This is a genomic window from Vibrio sp. 11986-1-5 (genome assembly GCF_963878025.1).
In the GTDB taxonomy this organism is placed as follows: Bacteria; Pseudomonadota; Gammaproteobacteria; order Enterobacterales; family Vibrionaceae; genus Vibrio; species Vibrio injensis.
Window position 1 is genome coordinate 32437 of record NZ_CAWNVW010000054.1, and the last position, 26172, is coordinate 58608.

The 26172-nt window shown below is 43.4% G+C and carries 23 protein-coding genes and 1 pseudogene; 8 read left to right on the forward strand and 16 right to left on the reverse strand.

Translation table 11 applies throughout. The annotated features are described in order from the left end of the window. Window positions 1-9: 9 nt before the first annotated feature. The 3 genes from AACS00_RS16135 to fabR all read right to left on the reverse strand — a co-directional run bounded on the left by AACS00_RS16135 (window position 10) and on the right by fabR (window position 2515). A complete protein-coding gene (locus tag AACS00_RS16135) occupies window positions 10-1269 on the reverse strand; it encodes a tyrosine-type recombinase/integrase (protein ID WP_110168009.1) in 1260 nt (419 codons plus the stop codon). Between the two features lie 242 nt (window positions 1270-1511). Then, window positions 1512-1874: a YijD family membrane protein gene (locus AACS00_RS16140; protein WP_072670146.1), complete on the reverse strand. Its 363-nt coding sequence runs from the start codon at window positions 1872-1874 to the stop codon at window positions 1512-1514. After that, the gene (fabR, locus tag AACS00_RS16145) at window positions 1874-2515 is read right to left on the reverse strand and encodes an HTH-type transcriptional repressor FabR (RefSeq protein ID WP_072670147.1); all 642 of its coding nucleotides are present in this window, start codon (window positions 2513-2515) and stop codon (window positions 1874-1876) included. The genes AACS00_RS16140 and fabR overlap by 1 nt, the downstream gene beginning before the upstream one ends. A 264-nt stretch (window positions 2516-2779) precedes the next feature. Between fabR and sthA the strand changes: the two genes are divergently transcribed. Next, the gene (gene sthA / locus AACS00_RS16150) at window positions 2780-4180 is read left to right on the forward strand and encodes a Si-specific NAD(P)(+) transhydrogenase (protein WP_072670148.1); all 1401 of its coding nucleotides are present in this window, start codon (window positions 2780-2782) and stop codon (window positions 4178-4180) included. Between the two features lie 64 nt (window positions 4181-4244). On the opposite strand, the gene dinF is transcribed toward sthA, so the two are convergent. From dinF to lexA, 3 genes are all read right to left on the reverse strand, one after another. Next, window positions 4245-5582, reverse strand: coding sequence for an MATE family efflux transporter DinF (gene dinF / locus AACS00_RS16155; RefSeq protein WP_110168010.1), 1338 nt, complete (start codon window positions 5580-5582; stop codon window positions 4245-4247). A 107-nt stretch (window positions 5583-5689) separates the two neighbouring features. Beyond that, window positions 5690-6508: a class I SAM-dependent methyltransferase gene (locus tag AACS00_RS16160; RefSeq protein WP_110168011.1), complete on the reverse strand. Its 819-nt coding sequence runs from the start codon at window positions 6506-6508 to the stop codon at window positions 5690-5692. A 79-nt stretch (window positions 6509-6587) separates the two neighbouring features. Then, the gene (lexA, locus tag AACS00_RS16165) at window positions 6588-7214 is read right to left on the reverse strand and encodes a transcriptional repressor LexA (RefSeq protein ID WP_072670151.1); all 627 of its coding nucleotides are present in this window, start codon (window positions 7212-7214) and stop codon (window positions 6588-6590) included. Between the two features lie 291 nt (window positions 7215-7505). On the opposite strand from lexA, the gene plsB reads away from it, so the two are divergent. Further along, on the forward strand, window positions 7506-9932 hold the full coding sequence (gene plsB / locus AACS00_RS16170) for a glycerol-3-phosphate 1-O-acyltransferase PlsB (protein WP_110168012.1): 2427 nt from the start codon (window positions 7506-7508) through the stop codon (window positions 9930-9932). A gap of 89 nt (window positions 9933-10021) precedes the next feature. Here plsB and ubiA read toward each other — a convergent pair whose 3' ends face one another. Together ubiA and AACS00_RS16180 are read right to left on the reverse strand one after the other, a co-directional pair. Further along, entirely contained in the window at window positions 10022-10879 is an 858-nt protein-coding gene (ubiA, locus tag AACS00_RS16175; RefSeq protein WP_110168013.1) for a 4-hydroxybenzoate octaprenyltransferase, read from the reverse strand. Continuing rightward, a complete protein-coding gene (locus AACS00_RS16180) occupies window positions 10880-11419 on the reverse strand; it encodes a chorismate lyase (protein WP_110168014.1) in 540 nt (179 codons plus the stop codon). It lies immediately after the preceding gene. Window positions 11420-11585: 166 nt separating this feature from the next. Between AACS00_RS16180 and AACS00_RS16185 the strand changes: the two genes are divergently transcribed. After that, complete coding sequence (locus AACS00_RS16185) at window positions 11586-11993, forward strand: flagellar basal body-associated protein FliL (protein WP_072670155.1); 408 nt, start codon at window positions 11586-11588, stop codon at window positions 11991-11993. 28 nt (window positions 11994-12021) lie between these two features. Here the strand turns inward: AACS00_RS16185 and glpG are convergent, their stop codons facing one another. The 6 genes from glpG to ftsY form a co-directional block, all read right to left on the reverse strand. Then, on the reverse strand, window positions 12022-12861 hold the full coding sequence (glpG, locus tag AACS00_RS16190) for a rhomboid family intramembrane serine protease GlpG (protein ID WP_072670156.1): 840 nt from the start codon (window positions 12859-12861) through the stop codon (window positions 12022-12024). Between the two features lie 5 nt (window positions 12862-12866). Then, entirely contained in the window at window positions 12867-13187 is a 321-nt protein-coding gene (gene glpE, locus AACS00_RS16195; protein ID WP_072670157.1) for a thiosulfate sulfurtransferase GlpE, read from the reverse strand. A gap of 391 nt (window positions 13188-13578) precedes the next feature. Continuing rightward, on the reverse strand, window positions 13579-14436 hold the full coding sequence (rpoH, locus tag AACS00_RS16200; RefSeq protein WP_004393939.1) for an RNA polymerase sigma factor RpoH: 858 nt from the start codon (window positions 14434-14436) through the stop codon (window positions 13579-13581). A 136-nt stretch (window positions 14437-14572) separates the two neighbouring features. Then, window positions 14573-15538: a permease-like cell division protein FtsX gene (gene ftsX / locus AACS00_RS16205; RefSeq protein ID WP_110168015.1), complete on the reverse strand. Its 966-nt coding sequence runs from the start codon at window positions 15536-15538 to the stop codon at window positions 14573-14575. After that, complete coding sequence (gene ftsE, locus AACS00_RS16210; RefSeq protein ID WP_072670159.1) at window positions 15525-16202, reverse strand: cell division ATP-binding protein FtsE; 678 nt, start codon at window positions 16200-16202, stop codon at window positions 15525-15527. The genes ftsX and ftsE overlap by 14 nt, the downstream gene beginning before the upstream one ends. 104 nt (window positions 16203-16306) lie before the next feature. Then, window positions 16307-17476, reverse strand: a complete 1170-nt coding sequence (ftsY, locus tag AACS00_RS16215; RefSeq protein ID WP_110168017.1) for a signal recognition particle-docking protein FtsY — start codon at window positions 17474-17476, stop codon at window positions 16307-16309. A 212-nt stretch (window positions 17477-17688) separates the two neighbouring features. Here ftsY and rsmD point away from each other — a divergent pair, with 212 nt between their 5' ends. After that, a complete protein-coding gene (gene rsmD, locus AACS00_RS16220; RefSeq protein ID WP_110168018.1) occupies window positions 17689-18294 on the forward strand; it encodes a 16S rRNA (guanine(966)-N(2))-methyltransferase RsmD in 606 nt (201 codons plus the stop codon). A gap of 69 nt (window positions 18295-18363) precedes the next feature. Here the strand turns inward: rsmD and AACS00_RS16225 are convergent. Next, window positions 18364-18711: pseudogene (locus AACS00_RS16225) on the reverse strand (MarC family protein); the annotation flags it as partial. A gap of 151 nt (window positions 18712-18862) precedes the next feature. On the opposite strand from AACS00_RS16225, the gene gmtY reads away from it, so the two are divergent. The 4 genes from gmtY to AACS00_RS16245 all read left to right on the forward strand — a co-directional run bounded on the left by gmtY (window position 18863) and on the right by AACS00_RS16245 (window position 25645). Further along, window positions 18863-20299 carry a gamma-mobile-trio recombinase GmtY gene (gene gmtY / locus AACS00_RS16230; RefSeq protein ID WP_064624129.1) on the forward strand — a complete coding sequence of 479 codons (1437 nt, stop codon included), beginning with the start codon at window positions 18863-18865 and terminating at the stop codon, window positions 20297-20299. Continuing rightward, window positions 20296-24573 (forward strand): VPA1269 family protein, encoded by a 4278-nt coding sequence (locus tag AACS00_RS16235; RefSeq protein WP_110168019.1) that lies wholly within the window; start codon window positions 20296-20298, stop codon window positions 24571-24573. The genes gmtY and AACS00_RS16235 overlap by 4 nt, the downstream gene beginning before the upstream one ends. Continuing rightward, window positions 24560-25225 (forward strand): gamma-mobile-trio protein GmtX, encoded by a 666-nt coding sequence (gmtX, locus tag AACS00_RS16240; protein ID WP_064624125.1) that lies wholly within the window; start codon window positions 24560-24562, stop codon window positions 25223-25225. The genes AACS00_RS16235 and gmtX overlap by 14 nt, the downstream gene beginning before the upstream one ends. A 168-nt stretch (window positions 25226-25393) precedes the next feature. After that, window positions 25394-25645, forward strand: coding sequence for a hypothetical protein (locus AACS00_RS16245; RefSeq protein WP_064624122.1), 252 nt, complete (start codon window positions 25394-25396; stop codon window positions 25643-25645). 118 nt (window positions 25646-25763) lie between these two features. On the opposite strand, the gene AACS00_RS16250 is transcribed toward AACS00_RS16245, so the two are convergent. Further along, window positions 25764-26081 (reverse strand): helix-turn-helix domain-containing protein, encoded by a 318-nt coding sequence (locus AACS00_RS16250; protein WP_017046120.1) that lies wholly within the window; start codon window positions 26079-26081, stop codon window positions 25764-25766. Window positions 26082-26172 lie beyond the last annotated feature (91 nt).

The window sequence follows — 26172 nt, forward strand, 5'->3', positions numbered from 1 at the left end:
TTAGGTAAGTTAGGCCATCTTAGCTGAAGGTAACGGGTGGACGTTCGCTTCCATTAGCGATTGCAACTTGTTACCCCATGCTTCCAGAACCTTCAATTGCTCATCGATATAATCATGATGGTTATAGACTCTGAGCATACCTGGGAGCTGGTGGCCGACTGTCTTTTCAATCGCTACGATATCTAACCCCATTTCACTACAACGACTAATAAAGGTACGGCGCAAGTCGTGAGGTGAAAAGCGCTCAAAATCGATAGGTAGATTACGTTTGATCAATGCCCGTACTGCCGCAGGTTCTTGCACTTTATCGACAGTTAGCTGAGGCCATACCAACTTCCACTTACTTGGCACGCTGTCACGCTGCTCTTTTAGAAGGGTCAGAAGATAGCCACTTAAAGGCACTTTACGTGCATCTTGGCTTTTAGTGTGTCGTTCTTCTGAGCTGGCTGGTAACAGCCAAGTTCCCTCTTCAAAATCTAACTCACTCCAACGCATTTCCAGCACGGCACTGATACGCTGTCCACAACCAAGTAGGAACTGCATTAAACGGATGTTCGAGGGATCTGTACGCCATGACGGCATACTCGTTAACAGAATCTTTAACTCTGAAAAGCTTAAATTACGTTTTGTGACTTTAGAGCCGCCACCAACGTCTTTTGCTTTCAGCTGTGGTGCAGGATGAGTATCAAGCATATTTAGTGCTAGGGCATGGTTAATCACTTGATTGATGATTTTATGACAAACCCCGATAGCCCCCGCCATACGCTTACCGTCTTTATCGACCTTCGCATCAAAGACCCGGTTGAGGTCATATATGCTCAAATCAGCCAATTTGGTGCTACCGAGAATCGGCTTGATATCTCGATAGTAAATGGTCCTCGACTGGTCACCACGAAGCTGTTTTGAAAGACGTTTTTCATCGAAGCTAATAAACGCATCGTCAAAGGTCTTCGCCTCATCTTGCGCTCGTTTCTCGATATCCAACTCAACCTTTGGGTTCTTACCATTCTCCAGCCAACTACGATAACGACCCGCTTCCTTTCGCGCCTGATCCAATGTCATCCCGCGCTCTGGTTTGATCTTCATGTATCGACCCATAGAGATTTTTTCGTGTTTCTTCCCTACTTGAAAACGAAAGATCCAGGTCATTGTGCCTGTTGGACGAACTCGAATGTTCAATCCTTCGACCTTCTTATCGGGGATCGAGTATTCCTTATCCTGTGGCTTCAATGCTTGCAACGTTGCATTGGTACTGATTCGTTTCGTCATCGTTGGAAAACCTCTGCATTTCTGGGTACGGCGTGGGGTACGGCAAACGTCGAGTTTCTATTGTACGGCTTTGGACTTCACCGGACAACACGATTACATAAATCAATAAAAATCATGTAGTTAATTTTATAAAATATAACTCTATAGACTTTGACGGATTAAAGGTTCGATTTACCCACCACATGGAAGCAGGTGTGATGCTAGAGCGTAAAGCATAAAAAATTAACGAGCCGTCAGGCTCGTTAATTTTTGCGTCCGATAAAGCCGAGCTTTTTACCGATCCACCACAAAAGCCCTAGTACCACAATCACTGAGAACAAGATTGATCCGGAGTCGGGGTATTGAGCCTTCATAAACGCCGAGTGACCAAAAGCCCCAACAAAAAAGCAGGCTAAACCAACCAACGGAATATCTTCAGCTACCGGATGGCGTAAATAGTCTTGGTATAGCATTTGTACCGATAGCACGAGAGCGATCAATGGAAAGATGGAAAAAGAGACCTCGCTGATCGTCAACCATGATAACAGTGCATCGCCACACATGCCGCTAATCAGAGCAAGTAGCAATGTTTTACTATTGGAAGTGGGTGATGTTTCGTTACTCATTACTCTATCCCATTTTTTAGTCGATTACGTTCACGCTCTTTGCGATACCAAAGAGCTCCTTTGGCCATCATGCGCAACTGCATAATCAGTCGCTCTGACAATTCATCACGCGCTTGTCGTTCTAGATCCAGAGCTTGCGCACCTGAACTAAAAACTAATGTGACTGACGCTTCGGCTTGGATCGCCGCTTCCTCTCGTCCCATGCCAGTATTGATCAGATATTCAGTCAATTCAGCTGAGAAATGTTGAATTTCACGTACCACTGCGGCGCGAAACTCAAAAGAGGTCCCAGAGCGTTCGCGCAGTAACAAACGAAAAACATTGGGGCTACTTTCAATAAATTCCATAAAGGTTTCGACTGAAGTACGTATCACACTGCCCTCTTTAACAATTCTCTGTCGAGCCTGACGCATCAATTGACGTAGCAGTAAGCCACCTTCATCAACCATGGTCAGTCCCAACTCATCCATATCCTTGAAATGACGGTAAAAAGAGGTGGGAGCAATCCCAGCTTCACGCGCGACCTCACGTAAACTTAAATTAGAAAAGCTGCGATCCGCGCTCAATTGACTAAATGCTGCGTCAATCAAAGAACGACGAGTTTTTTCTTTTTGTAATGCGCGAATTCCTGTGGATTTCATACTGAACCTATTCTCATAACCCCATCATCAACCGCATACTATAACGCGAAAGGCATTATTGTCGATCCTCACCTGTATTGTGATGTGAGCATTTTCTCAATGGCTTAACAACACAAAAATACCACACTTAAATTCTCCAGCCGCTATCCTATAAAATGTCGTGATCCTAAACACCCTATCAGGGAAATGGGATTTACCTAGCAACACTATCGGTTACAATCTCGCTACAGCACTGATAAGCATCGATAACAACAAGGATATCCTATGACACAAAAGCACCAGTTTGACGTTATCGTCATCGGCAGCGGACCGGGTGGAGAAGGCGCAGCAATGGGATTAGCCAAAGCTGGCATGAATGTCGCGATCATAGAAAAGGAAAGCACCGTCGGCGGTGGGTGCACTCATTGGGGAACCATTCCTTCCAAGGCTTTACGTCACGCCGTTAGCCGAATCATTGAATTTAATAGCAACCCATTGTTTTGTAAAAATAATACTAGCATACACGCCACATTTTCATCCATTCTCGGCCATGCAAAAACTGTTATCGATAAACAGACCCGCTTACGCCAAGGCTTTTATGACCGAAACCAATGCAGTTTAATTTTTGGTAGCGCCGAATTTATCGATCCTCACACTATCGCGGTCCATAAACACGATGGCAGCATCGAACATTATCAAGCCGATAAATTTGTGATTGCCACAGGATCTCGCCCTTACCAACCGAATGATATCGATTTTAGCCATCCTCGTATTTACAACAGCGATTCGATTTTAAATTTAAAGCACGATCCGCAGCATATTATTATTTATGGCGCAGGGGTGATTGGCTGTGAATACGCCTCTATTTTTCGAGGATTAGGTGTAAAGACCGATTTGATCAATACTCGCGATCGCTTATTGGCTTTTTTAGATAATGAGATTTCTGATGCGCTCTCTTACCATTTTTGGAACAGTGGCGTAGTCATTCGTAATGATGAAACTCATCAAAAAATTGAAGGCACTGATGATGGCGTGATTGTCCACTTAAAATCCGGTAAAAAAATGAAAGCGGACTGTTTGTTATACGCTAACGGTCGTACTGGTAATACCGATCAACTGAATTTATCCGCGGTTGGTCTCGCCGCAGACGCTCGTGGTCAATTAACCGTCAACCACAATTATCAAACCGATGTTGAGCACATCTATGCGGTTGGGGATGTGATTGGTTACCCAAGCCTTGCCAGTGCCGCTTACGATCAAGGCCGTTTTACCGCCCAAGCGATTACTCAAGGCCAAGCGGTAAATAAGTTGATCGAAGATATCCCAACGGGTATCTATACCATCCCAGAAATCAGTTCAGTTGGAAAAACCGAACAAGAACTCACCGCAGCGAAAGTCCCTTACGAAGTAGGACGATCCTCATTTAAGCATTTAGCGCGCGCGCAGATCTCCGGCAAAGATATCGGTAGTTTAAAAATTCTCTTTCATCGCGATAGCAAAGAAATTTTGGGTATCCACTGTTTCGGAGAGAGAGCAGCGGAGATCATCCACATTGGACAAGCGATTATGGAACAAAAAGGCCCTGCCAATACCATCGACTATTTTGTCAACACGACTTTCAACTACCCCACCATGGCTGAAGCTTATCGTGTTGCCGCACTGAATGGATTAAACCGTTTATTTTAACAATGGTTGACGACGACGGCTTAAACAAAAAAGTCGTCGTCAGTTTCAGCTGTCTCTTCCTGAGTTAGAGAAAATCGCCTCGCTGCCACTGTCGCTTTAATACCCAACCTAAACTTAGTCCGCGCAGCGCCATAAACGTTAACATTGCCAGCCATAAAGCGTGATTTTGCCAAGCAGAAAACAGTATAAACACCAGAAAAAAACCACTGGCGGCAATAAACATGCTGTTACGCATCTCTCGCCCTTTCGTGGCACCAATAAATATCCCATCGAGTAAAAAACACCACATCGCCACCAACGGCATCGCGACTAACCACGGCAGATATTCCTGCGCGGTCTGTTGTACACTTGGAATAGACGTAATGAAACCAATCAAGTTAGACCCTGAGATCGCAAAAACGGCCGTTAACCCAAGGCAAATTAACAAACTCCAAAACGTACTGCCAATGATAGAAGCTTTAAGTTGCGACGGGCTTTTCGCTCCTACCGCTTTGCCCACCATCGCCTCAATCGCGTATGCAAAACCATCCATGCCGTAAGAGATCATCATCAAGAAGCTCATCAGCACTGCATTCGCAGCCACTACCTGATCGCCAAAAGCTGCACCTTGAAAAGTCATAAAACTAAAAGCAGCCTGTAAACATAACGACCGCAAGAAAATGTCACGATTCAAGCGTACAAAACGACTGATCCCTTGCGTACTTTGTGACAATAAGCTCCAAGGTGATGGTAAGCCTTTCGCACACCAAAAACGCCAGACACACCATAAACCAAAAGCCATACCGAGGTAATCAGCGATCACAGAAGCCAATGCGACACCTGAGACTTTCCAACCAAAACCAAGCACAAACAGGACATCGAGCGCTATGTTGGTCAGATTGGTAATGATCACCATCCACATTGGCGCTTTAGCATTTTGCGTTCCTAATAACCAACCAAGCAATACAAAGTTGATCAATACCGCTGGAGCACTCCAAGCCCGAATCATAAAGTATTGCTGAGCGTAATGTTTCACTTGCTCACTGGCTTCACTTAAAGCAAAAACCCCCTCGCCAATCAAACGATGCAGTACTAAAAATACGGCTGCAAAGCCAAGAGACATTAGCATGCCCTGTACCCAAACTAAGGCCAGTTGCTTCGGATCATCAGCGCCATAAGCCTGCGCTGTTAATCCGGTCGTCGACATGCGTAAAAAACCCAATAGCCAGAAAGAAACGCTGATCAGCATGCTGCCAAGCGCCACGCCGCCGAGATACCATGCGTGCTGTAAATGGCCAATCACCGCCGCATCGACCAAGCCAAGCAATGGAATGGTAATGTTGGACAACACCATAGGAATGGAAAGCAGTAAGACTTGACGATGAATGGTGCGGTTGGTAAGAATTTGGACTAGCGACGCCACAGAGAAACCCTCTTAAAATCAGTCGTCCAGTGTACCGAAAATAACCAGCATTCCCAAATTATGACGACGGACAGAGATCAATGAGCGTCAATCCCAATAAAGCCATATTACCAACGCACTTGAACCACCACGGGGGTTAGGCGATATTTGAATCCGTTGATTTTACTCACCAAACGTTGCCAAAGTTTCCAACGATGGCAATGCCTGTCAAGGGGCGACAAAAGTAAGGCGCTATGTGCCCAAGGCAAAGCATTAAGTATCGCTTGATCAGGTTTGGCAAAACCATGTTGGTAATCACCGGAACCCATTTTTTGTCCTAGACGAGTCATGGTTTTATCACCAGCCAGTACTAAACAAGCGCGAGCATTAACAAAATGCAGCCCTAAAGCGCGGATAAAAGAGGAAAGCTGTCTTGCATGGCAATCTAATAATGCATGTTCACATAAGATAAATATCGGAGCCGAATCAGGAATGATTAACCGCTCTAACCAGTCAATATTATCAACACTACCGCAGCAATGCTGATAACGCTCACTACGATGAAAGAGTTTTTGCCGCCACAACAAATGCTCACTCACATCAACTTCCACCCAGTGACAGCGCCCATTATCGACTCGATAAAAACGTGTGTCTAAACCAGCGCCAACATTAATGATCCATCCATCTGGATGAGTCGCTAAAAAGCGATGTATTTGCTGATCACACAGTCGAGCTAACGTAACATGTAAGAGCTGTTTTTGGGGAATATCGCCCGCGAGACAATCTGGTGCCAGATGACAACGCTGACAGGCACGAGCGGCTATCGGATCATAAACTAAGCCATCATCGACTAAGCTTTCACGACTACGCAACCAAAGTGGCTGCACTAAACGAGTGGGTACTTGATAACGTGGTGATGAATGAGTGTACTTAGAGGGCATTATCATCTTCCTTATGTCACCATAAAAAAGATGATAATGAATATCAATTAGATTAGCAAGCTAATGCGTGACGTTTGAAAGGTGTTCACATCCAATCAGTATTACGGATGATCCCAACCGCAATCCCTTCAATCGCCAAGTCTTGGCAGGTCAAGTCGACCTCAATCGGTGCAAAAGCGTCGTTTTCAGCATGCAGCCATACTTTAGCCCCTTTGCGCTCTAAACGTTTGACCGTTACATCCTCTTCAACACGAGCGACAACGACTTGGCCATTACGTACATCTTGAGTTTTATGAACCGCAAGCAAATCACCATCCATAATACCGATATCCTTCATACTCTCCCCCTGAACTCGGAGCAGAAAGTCCGCTTGAGGTCGAAACATGCTCGGATCAACATGATAATGGGCTTCGATGTGCTCTTGTGCGAGGATCGGTTCACCGGCCGCAACTCGGCCAATCAAAGGTAAACCAAGATCTTGCTCTGCATCATTGGCAGCCCCTAACAGAATGCGGATCCCACGGGAAGCTCCGGGAACAATTTCAATCACTTGCTTGCGTGCGAGGGCTTTCAAGTGCTCTTCGGCTGCATTGGCTGAACGAAAACCCAGTTCGCGAGCAATTTCAGCACGAGTGGGGGGCATTCCGGTTTCTTCGATTTTACTTTTAATCAGCTCGAAGACTTGTTGCTGGCGTGGCGTTAACGGCTTCATGACTCACCTGTCTTTTTATACAGTCAACTGTGAGTATATCCAGTAATTAATCAAAAGCAAAGTGGATTGCTGCTTTTTTGATTACTTCACCGCCGATAAAAATCGAGCGCCTTTCTCATCAGGAATCATGAAACAAATCAAAACCCTAATAGACAATCACCAGACATGACGGAATAGTATTAAAAGGTTTGACCAGTTTCTGGTATTCTTGCGCTTCAAAAAAAGACACCGACTCAAATCGAGCACTCTCGGTTTGCGTTTTAGTACAGCATCTTGAGGCCTTGAACTCTTATGTCTTCCGGACACTCATTTTCTCGCTCTTTATTAAAATTACCACTATCGGTAATGGTAAAAGGCACGGCGATCCCATCGAATCCGATTGATGATTTAGCCATTGATCTGCATAAACCGATTGTTTATGTCTTACCATTTCGCTCGAATGTTGATCTGCTAACGTTACAAACTCATGCGCTTAACGTAGGTCTCCCTGACCCGCTTACCCCACTGACCATTAATGGTCAAACGCTAAAACGCTATGTTTTTATCGCTTCTCGTCCAGCGCTACTGCAAGACGACCATAACGTGCCTAACGAATCGATTACTACCTTTTCTGAACTGTTGGCCTTACATAAGCATGATTCTGAATTGGATGTTCAAATGATTCCTGCAAGTGTGTTGTGGGGAAGACGTCCGGGTAAAGAAGGGCAAGAAAAGCCTTACTTGCAGGCTTTAAACGGGTTACAAAAAGCCATTGCGGTGGTGATCTCTGGGCGTGACTGTTTGGTCCGTTTTAGTCCGGTTGTCTCATTGCGTTATATGGCCGACGCTCATGGTACCGATAGTTCAATTGCTCATAAACTCGCACGAGTGGCTCGCATTCATTTCTCTCGCCAAAAACTGGCCGCCTCCGGTCCCAATTTGCCTCAGCGCCATCAGTTATTTTCACGGCTAATGAACTCTCCTGCGATAGAAAAAGCGATTGCCGATGAAGCTAATCGTAAAAACATCCCATTAGAAAAAGCTCGTAAAGAAGCGCATAATATTTTGGATGAGATCGCCGCCGACTTTTCGTACTCTTTAATCAAAAAAGGGGATCATGTTCTTGGCTGGCTATGGAATCGTATTTATCAAGGACTGAACATCAACAACGCGGCCACTGTGCGCCGACTCGCTCAAGATGGCCATGAAATTGTCTATGTTCCTTGTCATCGTAGTCATATGGATTACCTTCTGCTCTCTTATGTGCTCTATCACGAAGGGTTAGTTCCTCCACACATTGCCGCGGGCATTAATTTAAACTTTTTCCCTGCTGGACAAATATTTCGCCGTGGCGGGGCATTTTTTATTCGTCGAAGTTTTAAAGGCGATCCCCTTTATTCCACCATTTTCCGCGAATACCTTGCTGAGTTGTTTGCTAAAGGCTATTCGGTAGAATATTTCAGTGAAGGTGGCCGCTCACGTACCGGACGTTTACTGCAAGCCAAAACCGGTATGTTAGCAATGACCATTCAAGCGATGCTGCGTGGCTTGAACCGTCCTGTAACCCTAGTGCCCGTCTACATTGGCTATGAGCACGTGATGGAAGTGGGTACTTACGCCAAAGAGCTTCGCGGTAAACGCAAAGAAAAAGAGAATGCTGGCTTAGTGTTTCGCACCCTACGCAAACTACGTAACTTTGGCCAAGGCTACGTTAACTTTGGTGAGCCTATCCCTCTTAATCACTACCTTAACGAACATGCGCCAGAATGGACTCAAGACATTGATGCCATGGGGGGCAGCAAACCACAATGGATGATGCCTATCGTTAATCAATTAGCGACTAAAATGATGACTCACATTAATGATGCCGCCGCCGCCAATGCGATGACCTTGTGTGCGACCGCATTATTAGCTTCAAGGCAGCGTGCATTGGCTCGGGATAATTTGGTCAAACAAATCGACTGTTACTTAGCCTTACTGCGCAATGTTCCGTACTCAACGACCTTTACCGTACCTAGCGATAGCGCAGAACAACTGGTCACCCATGCTGAGTCGTTAGATAAGTTTTTGGTTGAAACCGACAGTATTGGCGACATTATCTCATTAGATCGTAACCAGTCGATTTTGATGACTTATTATCGTAATAACATCATTCATCTATTGGCACTACCATCGCTAATTGCGCAGATGCTGATCCGCCAACAATCATTATCGATCAGTGCTATCCAGCAAACCGTTGCTCAAGTCTATCCCTTCCTTAAGCAAGAGCTATTTTTAAGCTATCCCGATGATGATTTGGATGAAGTTGTTGAGCGTTACTTATCCGAGCTTGAACGCCAACAGTTAGTGACGATTGAGCAGCAAACGGTGACCATCAACCAAGCACAGACACAAGTCTTGATGCTCCTTGGTCGAACGATTTCCGAAACGCTGCAACGTTATGCGATTGCCTTGAATCTACTGGTTGCTAACCCAGATTTAGCCAAAACGGATCTGGAAGCTAAGAGTCAAGAGATTGCCCAGCGACTGGGACGACTACATGGGATTAATGCACCAGAATTTTTTGATAAAGGTGTTTTTTCTGCGCTGTTTGTCACCTTAACCGAACAGGGCTACTTAGGACATGATGGTTATTGCCAATTGGAAAAAACTCAGCAGTTTGCCGACGCGCTTTACCTGATGCTCTATCCGGAAGTCCGTTTAACTATTCAAGAAAGTATCTGTCAAGTTGAGTGGTAACGCCTGATCATCATCGTTATTACAACGCTCATTATCATCAAGCCAATAACACTAAGGCATCCCTCGGGATGCCTTAGTCGTTCATCGAATTACCACCATAGTGAGAGTATCAGCCCCAGTGTAATCACCATACCAACATAGTTATTGTTCAAAAAAGCATGGAAGCAAGGCATACGTTGTCGATGACGAATCAAATGCTGCTGATAAACAAACAAACCACTGGCAATCAAAACCGTCCAATAGTAACTGGCCGCTAGTGAATAAACCCAACCCAACGCGATTAATAAAACGATCGTCATCAGTTGCAACACCCCAATGATCGCTTTATCACGACGACCAAATAAAATCGCGGTCGATTTAACCCCAATCAACAGATCGTCATCGCGGTCAACCATTGCATATTGAGTATCATAAGCAATCGTCCACAGTAGGTTTACCCCAAAGACTAACCAGATAACAGGAGGTAACTCATTGGATTGAGCGGCCCATGCCATCGGAATTGACCAACTGAATGCTAAGCCCAGAAAAAGCTGCGGCACTTGAGTATAGCGTTTCATGAAGGGATAAATAAAAGCCAGAACCACTCCAACTAAAGAGAGTTTAATCGTCAAAGGATTCATGGTTAATACCAGCAAAAAAGACAAGATCACCAAGACCAAAAACAATCCAATCGCTTCTTTCTCACTGACTTTTCCCGTCGGTAGCGGACGTTGAGCTGTGCGCTTTACATGACCATCAACGTGACGATCAGCAAAATCATTAATCACACACCCCGCAGAACGCATCGCAAACACTCCAATCGCAAACACCATAAGTACACGAAAATCCGGCATACCTTGCGCAGCTAAGATCAGAGCCCATAACGTTGGCCATAACAACAGCAACGAACCAATAGGCCTATCCATACGCATCAGTTGCCAATAGGCACGAACTTTTGCTTGGTTCATTTACACACTCTCCTTCGCGTAAATTGGGCAATCGGGTAAAAATAACTCGGCGACTAACATCGGTTTATGGTTCATCCATAAACGTGAACGCCGAGCGAGTAACGGGCCATCCGAGGTCATCGCCCACCCAACTTGTAATCCATCCCGTCGAACATGGTCACTGTTGAAAACCGTGAGCCCCAGCGGAATAGCCCCTTGTTGAGTCAAATCATCCGGCTGACCTTGCAAAGAACTTTGAGGAATGAGGGTTCGACCGAATACCCAGGGTCTAGTATCTCCGGCTAAAATAACCTGACGCAGCAGACAAGTTTCCGCCGTTAACCACGCCACTTCTGTAAAATCCAGTTGGGCAGGTTCCAGCCACTGGTTATCGTGCTGAGTAATACTCAACTGCTGACAACGCTGGGCCATCAGACGCGACAACGACCCTTGCTCTAACAGCCAAGATTGGGCGTTATCCGAGGGATAAGTAAAATCTTCCGGCCATTGCCAATCTACTTGGCGTAATGAAGAAAGATAGAGCGGAGTCATTCTATTCATACTAGTATTCAATATGACGCTTAATCGTCATACAATAACGCCGACATGCAGGTAAACCGCGCAGCGTTCAGACTCTATTAAGCATTTTATTTACAATCAGATGCGCTATTGTAACAAGAGTCGGGCGATTCGAATATCGTGAACAGAAGAAAGAACAGGCACAACTATGCTTAAACGTTATCTAGTCCAAATAATGCTCGCCTTTGGCCTGCTAGCCTCCTACTCCGCCATGGCAACCACGGAGAATAGAACCCAATTCGCCTATTTTACACTAGAGCCGGAATTGACCACTAACTTCCATACCCGAGGTAATCGTCTCGGCTATATTCAGGTCAGAATTGATATTATGGTCGCCAATAGCGCCGATCTACCATTAATCGAGCTACATCAACCATTGATTCGTGATGCGGTCATTGAGCAGCTTGGTAAACAAACCGAGGACTCTATCCGTTCCCTTTCTGGCCGAGAAAATTTACGCAGAACTCTCGTCGAAGAGATTAATAACATTTTACTACCCGAAACAGGCCGCACCTTGATCGCTGACTTACTGTTTACTAAATATATTTATCAATAAAACTGAATCACGGTCATCGAAACCGCACTTAATCTAACGCTTTCGATGACCGACTGGCATCATGTAACCCAAGTAACATACCGCTGATTAAGCCGACCAAGTGTGCGGTATTGGCGATCGCCATAAACGGCTGAACAAATCCCAACACTAACCAAATCAGCATAAAACCAATCAATGGTTTAGGCATCTCTAAACCAAGTTGAGGCGCTCGCCAGCCCAGCAACCATAAATAACCGACTAAGGCATACACTACGCCAGATAAACCACCAAAATTCGCGCCTTCCACCCAGTATTGTCCAGCACCAGATAAAGCCGCAGCGATCAATGTTATCTGGGTAAGTTTAAGACTACCCAACCGCTTTTCAATATCACCGCCAAGCTGCCACCACCACAGTAGATTAAACGCTATATGCATGACGGAAAAGTGCAGCAGTGCATGCGTAAACCAACGCCATAACTGCCATTGCTGACCAGCGAAAGCCGGAAAATGCAACGCCGCAAACACCTGACGAGCCAAACCAAACTGTTGTAAAACAAAAATTCCGATACAGACCATCATCATCAGCAATGTGATTGGCCCAGCTTTGGCTTTTACCAGCGACAGAAGGCTTGGGGCTTGATAAGTAAACGGCGTTGGTTGTGTATTCCCGACCTGCCAAGAAGCCGCTTGATATTTACGGTCTTGAGGATGGTGCAAAAAATGCTGAAGTTCGCTTTCGGCTTCTATTTGATGCTGTTCATCGATGAGCCATAAAGAAACCTGACCACCTTCCTCTGGCTGCATCTGTACCTCGATGTGCCTTGAGGCCATGTAATCAATGAAAGCTTGCGCCATCCGTGGATGAGCTAAGGTGATCAATTTTATCATTAGGGTTAACTCGTTGTCGTCGGTAAATGAGCATGCTGCCAGGCTTCAAAGCCCCCATCAATACTATACACCTGTTCAAAACCTTGGTTAACCAAGTATTGAGCTGCTCCTTGACTACTGATGCCATGATAACACATCACTAAAACCGGCTGTATAAGTGGGTGATCCTTAATAAAGGCATTGAGCGTGTCATTGGTTAGATGGAAAGCATTCTGTGGATGAGCTAACGCAAAAGACTGCGGATCACGGATATCAACCAGTATGGCCTTGGATTGTTCAAGTAGCTGTTGCGCACTGATAACATCAATATGCTGAAAATGGTCCATGAAGTGGTTCTCGTTGAGTGATAATTCGTTAGCACACATTGTAACCTAACCCACATTGAACAAGTACATAGCGACAGTAAGGTTATGCCTAATCATCCTTAAGCATAATATTGTGGATAATTCTGTGGATTGCGTTGATAAGGTAGCTTAAGCAAAAAAGATCCACTACATGTTGTGATGATCCTTATTTTGCTGTGCGTAAGAAAAACATATCCCCAAATAGAAAACAGCGTTCAAGCCTTAATTTATCGTCATTGATGATCATTCGTGACACTTTTCATCACAGAGTTATCCACAGAAAAATCGACCAGATGTTGATCAATGTTGTCGATCCCAATAAAAAAGCCGAGATCGATTGATCTCGGCTTTACTCTGATTCGTTGCCTAGCGGTTAAAAATCACCAACCGCCTCTTTAAGCTTTTTCATCGCATTCTTTTCTAGCTGGCGAATACGCTCAGCAGATACTTGATAAAGATCCGCCAATTCTTGCAAGGTCGCCTTTTGGTCATCCAGCCAACGAGAGCGCACAATATGCTGACTACGTTCATCCAAACTGGCCAAAGCTAAACTGAGACGATGATTGGTATGATTTTCCCAGTTTTGCGCTTCGATATTTTCCGCCAAGTCGGATTGCTTATCTTCCAAATACAATACTGGCGCAGTATAGGCATTCGGATTGTCGTCATCTTCAGCAGAAAATTCAAACGTTGAATCGAGCGCTGCTAAACGAGATTCCATTTCTCGAACTTCGGCAGGTTCAACCCCGAGTTCACGAGCAACGGTTTCAACTTCACCGTTATTAAACCAACCGAGACGCTTTTTCGATTTACGTAGGTTAAAAAACAATTTGCGCTGCGCTTTAGTCGTTGCGATTTTCACAATACGCCAGTTGCGTAATACGTATTCATGAATTTCGGCTTTGATCCAATGCACCGCAAACGAGACCAGTCTGACGCCGACCTCTGGGTTAAAGCGTTTCACCGCTTTCATTAAACCAATGTTTCCCTCTTGAACAAGATCCGCAATCGGTAACCCATAACCCGAATAACCACGAGCAACATGAACAACAAATCGAAGGTGCGATAAGATCAACGTTTTCGCCGCTTCAATATCACCTGAGTAGTGTAACCGCTCAGCCAGTTCACGTTCCTCTTCAGCCGTTAGCATTGGGTAGCTACTAACTGAACGGATGTAGCTATCTAAGCTATCTTGTGAAATAAGAGCCATTGGATACGCTTGGTTAGTCATTCAAATCCTCATCAATCTGTGATTTTGAGTTAATTTTAACCTGACAATCTTGAACCGAAAATCAATTCGTTTCAAGCCTTGATTGCCGATAATTTTACTCTCAGCCATGGTGGCCGTTCAATAAGACCGCTCTATTTTATAACGGTTCAATTTCTTTTAAATGCCGCTGCGCAGAGAGACGCGCTGCCAAACAGCCCAATAGTGTTCCCAACATCAGTAATAACAACGATTCATCCCAATTAAGGCCAATCAATCGAAAACGGCTATCATAAAGTGCCGCCAATTCAGTCACGGCACCATTGAGAATAATCGTCACTAGGGCGGTCAGCAACCAAGCTGATAAGCTGCCCAATAAGCCAAGCCACATCCCTGAATAAAGGTAGGGGCGTAAAATATAGCTGTCGGTTGCGCCAATCAATTTCATGGTTTGAATTTCATCTTTATTCGCTTGAACATTAAAACGCAAGGTATTACCGATAATCAAAAAGATCGACGACAACATGAGTATCGATAAGCTCACCACGATGATCATGGCTAAATGTCGAATTGCATCTAACCTCGCTAACCAATCTTCATCTAATCGGACATCGGTTACGTTGGCTTGCTGACGAGCTTCCTCAGCAATACGTTTAATTTGTTGATTGTCTTCCACGCTGGGAGTGATGACCAATACTCCAGGCAGAGCATATTCATCCAGTAGGCTGATTGCTTGATCAAACCCAGCATATTGACTGAGTTCAGCTAAACCTTGCTGTGGGGATATGTAATCAACCAAGGCGATATCGGAGCGATTTTCCAACTGATCTTTTAATATCATCACCCGAGATTCAGGCGTCCCTTGTTGAAGGTAGACACTAACTTGTGAAGGACTGGTCACATTGACCGCGACCGAAGCAATATTTTTCGTTAATAGATATAAACTGGCGGGTAACGCTAGCGCCATTGAGATCACCGCCAATGTCAGTAAATTACCGAGCGGACGTCGCCATAATGCCGAGAATGCCATTTTGGCTTGCTTACTATGAGTAGTGATAAAACTGTCTCTTGGCGCTCTTGGGTAAGGCTGACTGCGCTTTTTAGGGTTGGCTTTATTGCTGACCATACTCTTCCACCTCACTTAAAAAGCCTTGGTTCAACTCTAAGTGACGATATTGAGGTCGAGATTGCACCAAATTAATGTCATGAGTCGCTAATAAAATCGTCACCCCTGCGCGATTAAACTCCTCAAAGAGCCGTAATATACGATTCGATAAATCAGGATCCAAGTTACCCGTCGGTTCATCGGCTAACAATAAGGTCGGTCGATTGACTACCGCACGAGCAATACCGACGCGTTGCTGCTCGCCACCGGATAACTGACTTGGTAGACAACGAGCTTTATCTAATAAGCCTGTTTTATCTAATGCCGCTGAAACGCGCCGTTTGATATCTTGCTCTGCGATTGATTCAATACGCATCGGTAAGGCAACATTATCAAAGACCGTTCTGTCCATTAATAATCGATGATCTTGAAAAACAATCCCAATATTGCGTCGTAAAAAAGGAATGTCACGATTAGGAATACGGGTAATATCATGACCATTAAAACTAATTTTTCCGTCACTGGGACGCTCAATGGCACAGATCAGCTTGAGTAAGGTACTTTTACCCGCTCCTGAGTGGCCACCTAAAAAGGCCATTTCCCCCCGACGCAGATGAAAATCGACTTTCTGTAAGGCTTGCCGACCGCCACGATAAGCTTTACTGACTTGTTGAAACTTAATCACCCGTGATCCCTCTATGACACATAACGTATCGCTGACTAAACACCTTAACGGCGACATGCGGGCAAATCAGCCACACATGATCGCCAGATTCAACACCGCCAAGCTCACTCTTCTCGGCTAAATAGCGCGTCGATAAATTCTTGAGTAACAAACGGACGCAAATCATCAATCCCTTCACCAACACCAATATAACGGATGGGAATTTGAAATTGGTCAGCAATAGCAAAAATAACACCGCCTTTCGCGGTACCATCCAACTTGGTCAGGGTTATCCCGGTGAGTGGCGCAGCTTGGCTAAACAACTTGGCTTGGCTAATGGCATTTTGTCCAGTTCCCGCATCAAGGGTTAACATGATCTCATGTGGCGCTTGCGGATCAATTTTCTTCATTACACGAACAATTTTCTTCAGCTCTTCCATTAAATTGGCTTTATTTTGTAGTCGGCCTGCCGTATCGGCAATCACCACATCAATACCCCGAGCTTTAGCGGCTTCAATCGCATCATAAATCACCGAAGCACTATCTGCTCCTGTATGTTGAGCGATAACTGGGACGTGATTGCGCTCTCCCCAAACTTGTAATTGCTCAACGGCAGCGGCGCGAAACGTATCCCCCGCCGCCAACATAACTTTTTTACCTTGCGCTTGGAATTGTTTGGCTAATTTGCCGATCGTCGTCGTTTTACCGACGCCGTTAACACCGACCATTAAAATCACATAAGGCATCGTTTGGCTATCAATCTGCAAAGGTTTCTCTACTTTGGCCAACATTTCTGCCATTTCTTGCTTTAATAACGTGTAGAGTGCTTCCCCATCACGTAACTGCTGGCGAGACGCTTTTTCGGTTAAACTGGTGATGATTTTAACCGTCGTTTCCATACCCACATCGGCCATCAATAGTTGCTCTTCAAGCTCCTCGAATAGCTCATCATCGATTTTCTTACCTTGAAACAGCCCAAAAAAGCCAGCACCAATGTTCGCTTTAGTACGGCTCAAACTAAGCTTGAGACGCACAAAAAAACTTTCACTCGGTTTTTCTTGCTCTTGAATTCTAGGTGCTGTTTCTGTTTCTGTTTCTGTTTCTGTTTCTGTTTCTGTTTCTAGACGAGTTTCGGTACTGGCTTGGTGATGCTCAACGGGTAAGGTCGATGGTTCTAAAGCAGGATCGTCCGCTTCTTTTACCGATTCGTTCTCTTCCACTACTGTTGTTGCGTTTGGTTGTTCATCCCCAAACCCTAACCATGACAATAAGCCACGTTTCTTTTTTTCTGTCATTGGGAGCTATCCTGAATTTGACATAACGATGACTCTTTTCTTGCAAGATTATCCCTTTAAGAAAAGAAAAATGACAAAGCAGTGAAAACTTTCTCGTTCGCTTGATAAACTTTGTCATAATATTGAATTCTGCTGGCTATTTATCTCAATGTTTAAACACAAGCTAAATAGAACAGTCATATAGTAACACTTAATTCACGGTCAAAAAATCTATGCTAAAACGTCGCCCGCAAACCCTATCACAAAAACGCCTCCCCAGTGGCCATGTTCGCATTATCAGTGGATTATGGCGGGGACGAAAATTGCCGGTGCATGACGCTCAGGGATTGCGCCCCACCACTGACCGAGTCAAAGAAACCGTGTTTAATTGGTTGGCGCAAGACATCGCAAAAGCGAAATGCTTAGATTTATTTGCTGGTTCTGGCAGTTTGGGATTTGAGTGCGCCTCCCGTCAAGCGAGCTTAGTTACGATGCTCGAACTCAACGGAGCGGCTTACCATCAGTTGAAGAGTAACATCGCTAGCTTACAAGCCAGCAACATCCACGCGGTGCATGGCGATACGTTGCACTATCTCAAACAATCTGCCAGCGAATACGATGTGGTTTTTATTGATCCCCCCTTTCACCAAGGATTGATCAACCAAGTAGTGCCGTTACTTGAATCCAACGGCTGGTTGGCAGAACAAGCCATTATTTACATTGAATGTGAAAAAGAGCTCTCATTGAACGAGCTACCTGACAACTGGCAGTTGCATCGAGAAAAAACTGCCGGTCAAGTCTGTTATCGCTTATACCTCAGACAAACAACCTCAGCATAACCTTACCGATGCTCGCTATCATTTTATCGTCCGATGATAGCGAGCGCTCTATCCGTTCTCCACTACGCCCTACGCCGCACCCATGTAGCTTTTCACACCATTCAGGAACATTTGGGTCGAAATCATCACCAGCAACAAGCCCATTAAGCGTTCGACAGCTTTTAGCCCCCGTTCGCCTAATACACGATGGAAAAAATTGTAGAACATCAAAATAATAAAAGTTCCTGACCAGGCAATAATCACCGCTGCAGAAAGCTCAAGCATGTGTTGTGGATGCTGAGTTGAAAGTAAAAGCAGTGCGGCAATGACGGAAGGCCCAGCAATCATCGGGATGGCCATCGGAACTAAGAATGGCTCTTCTCCTGCGGCTAAACCTGTAATGCTACCCGCACTGGGGAAAATCATTTTAATCGCAATAAAAGATACCCCTAAAAATTTGTAATATTTTTTTGATATTTATACTACATTCGTTGAGTTTAGACATAAATACTGAACTCACCTTAAATAATCACCACAAAAAGATACCCCTAATAAAATAATATTTAATATTATTAAAGGAGACAATGACATGGGTAAAATTACGATTACTTGTAGAAACCGACAGGTTTCCATTGATGGCTTAAAAGCTATTAAGGTTCGAGTAGTTTCTCTAAACGGTGCAATCCTTGAATCCTTTCTTCGATATCAGGTAATAAAAAACGGTCGCGGTAAAACTTGGCACCACGAAAATGCTCTAGCCATGAGCCTACTCCTAGAATATTGGCAAGCAACATTAGGGGTGTATGGATCACCTAGGCTAATGTTTGAAGCATTTTCTGTAGCAATCCATGGCGGTACCGTTCAAGTCGATGGAACAGACCCAATAGGATTGCGCTGGAAACCGCGTAGCCCACACCACGCGAATAAACTAATTAGATATATTAGTGAGTATTCTGACTGGTTATATGTAGAAACTGGAGAAGAATCTGCATTACTCAATCCTATACGAAGTGCAACCCCCTATGAAAAAATGCTGAATCTCGCAGCGTATCATCATAGAAAGAACAACTCATTTTTGAAGCACACTTACGATGATTCCAAAGCCAGGGAACAAGCAGGGCATGTTCGTGCTATAGCTAAACATCAAGGCCCTAAAAACAAGCAAGTCACTTATACATTCCCAAGAGATAAATCATTGGAAGTGGAGGATAGTTTTATTATCTGTGGTTCAAAAATATCTGACCCTCCTCAAAATCGCCTAGATTTAGCTAAGGTACTTGTTTTTATGCTCATGCGATATGCGGGGTTAAGAATTTCTGAGGTTCCAAATATATACGTTGTAGATATCACCGTAGATCCCGCTAAAAGTGATATGAGCAAAGATAAGAAAATACCACTAGTTAAAGTTCATCACCCTGATAAGGGTTTCGCTCCTGATGAATGGCGCAAAAAATATAATAGACCCGATGCTCGAAGGGCTGAGTATTTGATGACAGAATACAGCATGCTGCCAAGAAACAACCGTAACTCTCCCAAATCATTGTATACAGGCTGGAAAAACCCTGTGCTTATTCCAAATCAGAATTACATGATTGCGTACTTTAATAATACTCAAGCGGCTGAGATGTTTTTGATTTATTGGCAGTTATATTTGAAGTACCAAGCACCTAAGAATCAATCTCATCCCTTTGCATTTTCAAACCTCAAAGACGGCAACCCGTTGTCCTATAAAGCTATAGAAGACGGCCTTAAAAGAGCTGTAGAGAGAGTTGGGCTAATAAGTTCAAAAAGTGAGGGGACTACACCTCACGGCTTACGTCACTTATATAAGGACGACTTAAAAAAGATGAACTTAAGTCGCCATATCATTCAGTCCGTGATGCACCATGGAAGTATCCATTCTCAAGAAGAATACGCTCAACCCTCACATGAAGAAATTAACGCGGAAATGGATAAGGCAGAAAACAAAATTTCAGCATTTATGGAAACAAAAGAAAAACTCAATCGACTCAAGGGGACTTTATGAGCGAGAGATATAAAACACTAAAAGAAGCTTCGGATGCCACTATAGCGCTATTTAAAAGTATAGGCATTAGTTTTCCTACTGTTGACCTATACAAGAAACATTATAAGAAAGACCCTATGCTTCCGATAGATCCTCGCCGCTATGATGACTTTACCACATGGCAAGCATATGCAGGCAAAGCGCAGATGGTGCAGAAATACTCAACAATTGAAGAAGCAATAGCTGCCAATGTTGCCCTATTCAAGAAACTTGGCATAAGTACTCCAACCTATGAGTTATATAAAGAGAATTATAAAAAAGATCCTAGACTCCCATCGGATCCTCGTAGATATGAGAGTTTCAAAACATGGAATGAGTATTTGGGTAAAGGAAAACCTGTTGAAAAGTACCCAACCTATAAAGAAGCCAAAGCTGCTGCAGCCGCGCTTTTTAAGAAACTCGGTATTAATGAGCCAACGGTGGCTCTGTATACTGAGCATTACGAAAAAGATCCAAGGCTACACGCAGACCCACGAGAAGTATTCAAGAAATTCAGATGGATAAATTACCTTGGCAAAAAGGAGCCTATTGGTAAATATAAAACGCTAGAAGAAGCATCGACTGCCATAATTGCACTATTCGAAGAGCTTGGCATAGAAAAGCCAACTAGAGTTTTATACAGAAAACACTACAAAGAAGACCCTAAGTTACCATCTGCGCCAGAGGAGTATTATAGTAAATTTACTACGTTCGCAAAATTCTTTGGTATTGAGCCTATTGAACTGTATCCCACAGTGAAAGAAGCATCTGTTGCTGCAATTAGTATGTTTGAAGAGCTTGGTATCACTAATCCTACTTCAAATGACTATGTGAGAGAATATTGGAACGACCCTCGGCTCCCATCAAATCCTAGACGATACTACGACGACTTTACCTCATACTCTGAGTTTCTTGGTAGAGGAATAGTTGTTGATAAATACCAAACATTTGAAGAAGCAAAAGTGGCAACGGATGTTATTTTCAAAGAACTTGGGATTATTGAACCAACTAGAACACAATATGCGAAGTACTTCAAAAACGATCCGAAGTTACCGAGCAATCCATTTTATACATACCATAAACCAGTTGATTGGCCGTCTTACTTAGGTCGAAAACATTTTTATTCTCGAGAGGTTGCTCTAGTTCGTGCTATTAAGTTGCTTGGTAGTGCTGAAATTACAGAAGATGAATATAGAGCTATTTGTGGTTTAGATGAAAGGCTACCTATACAGGCAGTTGTATACTATGGGTTAAATAGTTGGAGTGAGTTTGTTGGTTTAAATTTTTATGCTACATGGCAGGAGGCATCAGCTTCCGCCTGTAAAATCATACCAGATGAAAAGAAAACCAAGCTTGGATATCAAGAGTACTACAAACAAAATCCGTTGCTTCACAGTAATTTGGACAAGTATTATACAGATTTTCCGGGCTGGGATGCTTTTTATGGGCGTGAGGTTCTAAAAAAGTACTCATTGGAAGAGGCAAGAAAGTTCTGTAGTGATAATAATTTGTGGTCCAGAGACGATTACAAAAAATTGGCTTTAGTTAACAAACAATTGCCCTATGACCCATCGAAGTACTACAAATTTAAGAGTTACAGAGAGTTCCTAGCGATCGAATACTTCAACCTTGCTGAGGTCAAGCTGTACTGCCAAGACAATCGCATCAAAAATATGATTGAGTACAAAAGGCACGCAAGGAGCCACGAAAGATTAAAAGTACATCCAAATTCCATCGATGGATATAAAAATGCTAAAGACATTTTTTGGGAACCCACTGAATATCAACCACTTATTGACGTTGGATTGCCAGTATGGGCGGATTTAGTTAAGGGCTATTGTGAGCGTTTAAAATACAGTGTGCAACAGAATCGCACAAGGTTAGTACACTATCTACTATACACCCTACCGTTCATCCGAAAAATAGGTGCAGTAGATACAGTAGCACCTTTTTTTGAGCGAAAGCAAGAACAGCCATCCATGGAAGATTACATCAATACACTGCCTGAAAGTCAGCGGAATAATAGTCAAAAAAACTTGATTATTGGCTTTCTAAAAGACGTATTCGAACAGGCTTTCTACCTAGAAGATGAGGACACTGGTGAGCGAACTCCAGTCCCAAGTTTTAACTTGTATCGTATCCCTTACTTAAATGTTTCCATTGTTTCAGATTCAGTCGCGGCAGCTGGAACGGCCAAGCCAGAGCTACCATATGAATATGTTGTTAAAGCGAGGTCGCACCTAATACCTGAGTTTGTCGAGGAAGGTGGTGAACAAGTTAGGTGTGAAAACTTTAGGCAACTTACTGTAGGCCACGAACTCAACATCTCTGATTGGTATGACGTTGATGAGTCAGTTATAGATAGAAAAGATCCTGACTGTGTTTGGCGTGTTATAGAAAAAAGCAAGCAAATAAAGGGGCAACGCACCTCGAAAGTTACTGTATATCAAATGTGGTCTCCGGTACGAACTATCGGCCTTTATTGTTTGTTAAACCTCCCTACTCGAGGTCAGCAGATTTTATGGTTAGATTCGGGGGAAGCTGATGAATTCAAACTTATTAACAAAGGTTATAAGTCCATAAATTTGGATGAAAAAGTACAACTTGTTCCTGACTTTGAGTGGGTAAAAAATGATAACCCGCTTGCTGGCAGCCAAAAGAAGCCAAATCTCGGAGTTCTGCATAAGAATGGCGACAATATTGAAATGTTCACCAACACCAATAAAACAGGAAAGCCTTTTGTTTCACCTTACATTCCGACGTGCACTATCCCTTGGATTATAAGACTAAGAGACTGGCAATCTAAATATAATCCGCTTAAGGAACCAACACGTTGGACTGAAGTTGATTTTACTACAAACAAGCCGTCAATTTCAGTGCTAAAGCAACGCGGAACCCAATGTTTCTTATTTCGCAATCCGGCGGGTGGAAATCGTAATATAGACACAAGCACTTTTCAGCCAATGAAGCAAAATGTGTTTGGGCGGGCACTTGCTAAAGTGCTCTATGAGATTCAAGAACCTGACTTTCCGTTGGCAGAGAGATCTGCTTCAAGCTACACATCTAAATATACTCCTCATACGATGCGTGTGAGTTTGATTACAGCATTAGTATTGTACGGTGAAGTCCCTTTACATATTCTGATGAAGGTCGTAGGTCATGCTCAAATAATCATGACTTTGCACTACACCAAAATCAAACACCTAGACATAGTTGAAACACTTGATGCTGGTGAGAAAAGGCTTTTGGCAAGGTCACAAGATCAAAAAAATGCTCTCTTGATGGAGGATCGGATTCATAACCATAAAGATGAGTTATTAATCCCTGTATATTCCGCTTTGCATGATCCGGAGTGGCCTAAAGCTTCTATCCAGTTTTTCGATTATGGCCTTTGCCCATATGGATCGACTAGGTGCTCCGACGGTGGGTTGGAGCGGGAAGAAACTAAAAATTCAAAGACGAAAACCGAGTATAACCCCGTTCCTTCTGGGTACTTAGGGTGCCAGAACTGCTTTCGTTGCAGACATTTTGTTACAGGAGCTCCATTTGTTGTGGGATTAATAATCAAAGGTAATGAAATTTCGGAGGCAAAACAGTATGTATCGAACAAGATGCTCCATATTAATGCTGAAATAGAGGCGCTAGATGAGGAGATTTTCTTATTAGAAGATAGCAGTAAAATTGTTCCTCCTGATGTCAAAATGAAACAAAAACGACTAAATAATTTGCTTGAAAGTGAGCAAATCCGTTTAGATATGCTCTCATGTGACTTCCTATCAATATTTAGGCTAGTTGATCAGTCTTTGCAACTTCTCAATCAAGTAGCGTCGATAGATAGTAAAATTCCAATGATTATGAACGCTCCTAAGCTGTCTATAAGCATTAGCGAGGTTTCAAAGCATAGAGCTCTGGCTGAAGTATGTGAAAATGCAGAGATATTCTTATCAGCGAACGCAACGACTGCCCTGCCGCGAAGAAGCCAGAGTCTGGATAAGATGCTATCAAATAACAATATGCAACCACAGCTTTTTAAACTTAGTGAAGAAATGCAATTGCATGTTGGGAACCAGATAACACAACTGATGCTGGCTCGCCTAAACGGATGGGGAAATATTAATCGAGTGCTTGATGGTGAACTTCCATTAGACTTGTTGGGTAGTTCAGACGATTCAGATCTAGTACCACTATCAGAGGATATCAAAGCACTACTAGAAAACTCGATTAAATTGGAGATTAAAACTGATGAACTCATCTAAAAATTATATTCGAGAAGCGTATGAAGCAATCTTGAATAAAGCCAACTCTAATAAATCAAAAAAGAGTTTGGCGCTAATCAATGAAATTTGTTTAGAGCAATTACAATCAGGTGAGAAAAATTTTTCGATTTCAAATATAGGGGCAATATCAACTATCAAGGGAGGTCCAAATACCGGTGCGATTCGTAACAAAACAGGTCATCTGTATAAAGACTTAATTAAAGTCTACGCTGAATCGATTGATAAGCCTAAGCTACCTGTTGCTAAGAGAAATGAGCATGGTTGGGTTGACGATATTGAAAGTTCAACCGCACGTTGGTTAGTTCGTGATTTGATCTCTGATAAGTCCAAACTACTCGCTGAAGTCAACCAATTGAGAGCTGATTTGCTGAATGCTGAAGTCCCAATTCAGCTATATAACAAAGGGGATCTAAGTTCAAAATCACAAACATTTCATCAAAAAACAAATTTTACGATTTCGGAAATAAACTCTCTCAAGTTTTCAATTGACCCTAGTTACCTCAAAATGAAGGAGCTTATAGTTGGGCAGCACGGAAGAATTGAAGACTTAAACACTGGCAAAGTAATTTTTAAACCGGGTTTTGTCCAAGCTATAGAAAAAATTCTAGATGTCTATGGTGAGAGCTATTAATGAGCAGGAGTGGCTAACTTCGGGAACAGAAACAGAAAATAACACCTAAGAATTACGAATTCGTAATGAGCTACGTGTCATGTGGATTAGATGTCGGAAGACAATATAGTTCGTATCCTTGGGGTGACTTGTTCACCCCTTTATTCCTCTCCTACAAGGGAAACGACTATGAGCAAGAAAATGTTATCAGAAAAAGAACTGATTAAGGGCATTGCGCCTGATACTGCCCATACTGATGAACTTGCAACAGTTTCATGGAATGAGCTGGGACTAGAACCGTCAGAAAGCGACTATAAAGCCGCATTGAAGAGAATTGAATCCCTGTTTGATCTGGCTGAACCTAGCACACCTGAAGGTAACGAACTTGAAAAGCTGGTTACTTGGCTTGAAGCGTATGAAGAAGAGCACCATCCATTTTAAGGATGGTGATTTAAACCAGCTCACACCTGACGCACTTCTGTCGGGTAGACGACACCTGTTACCAAGTGCTGCCCTCCTAAGATGTATGGACTCCCTCTCCTCGGAGAATATTAAGCGCTCATATAGTGTTTAAGTGCTTACTTATTTCTAAGGCTAGCTGTACCTTTTCATCTTTACTCATTTTTGAGATCAAGCAAACGAGCTCAGCTGAAATATCATCCTCACAGAAAAAGTAACTTAGTGGTACCCCAAGCTCATCAGCAATCAGCTTAAGCGTGTGGACGTCAGGTGTGTGTTTTCCCTTTTCGTATTGATTCATCCTAGGACTAGCTGAACTTTCATCCATACCTATGCGAACTCCCAACATTTTTTGTGAGAGCTTGGCTTTTTTACGCGCTTCTTTGAGGCGTATTGGGATTGGGTTGTCGAACGACACTTAGGATTCATATCTCTAGGCTCAATGTAACTAAGATTTTCTTAGTTTTACTGATTTATGTATACTAAGCAATCCTTAGTTTTATGGTTTT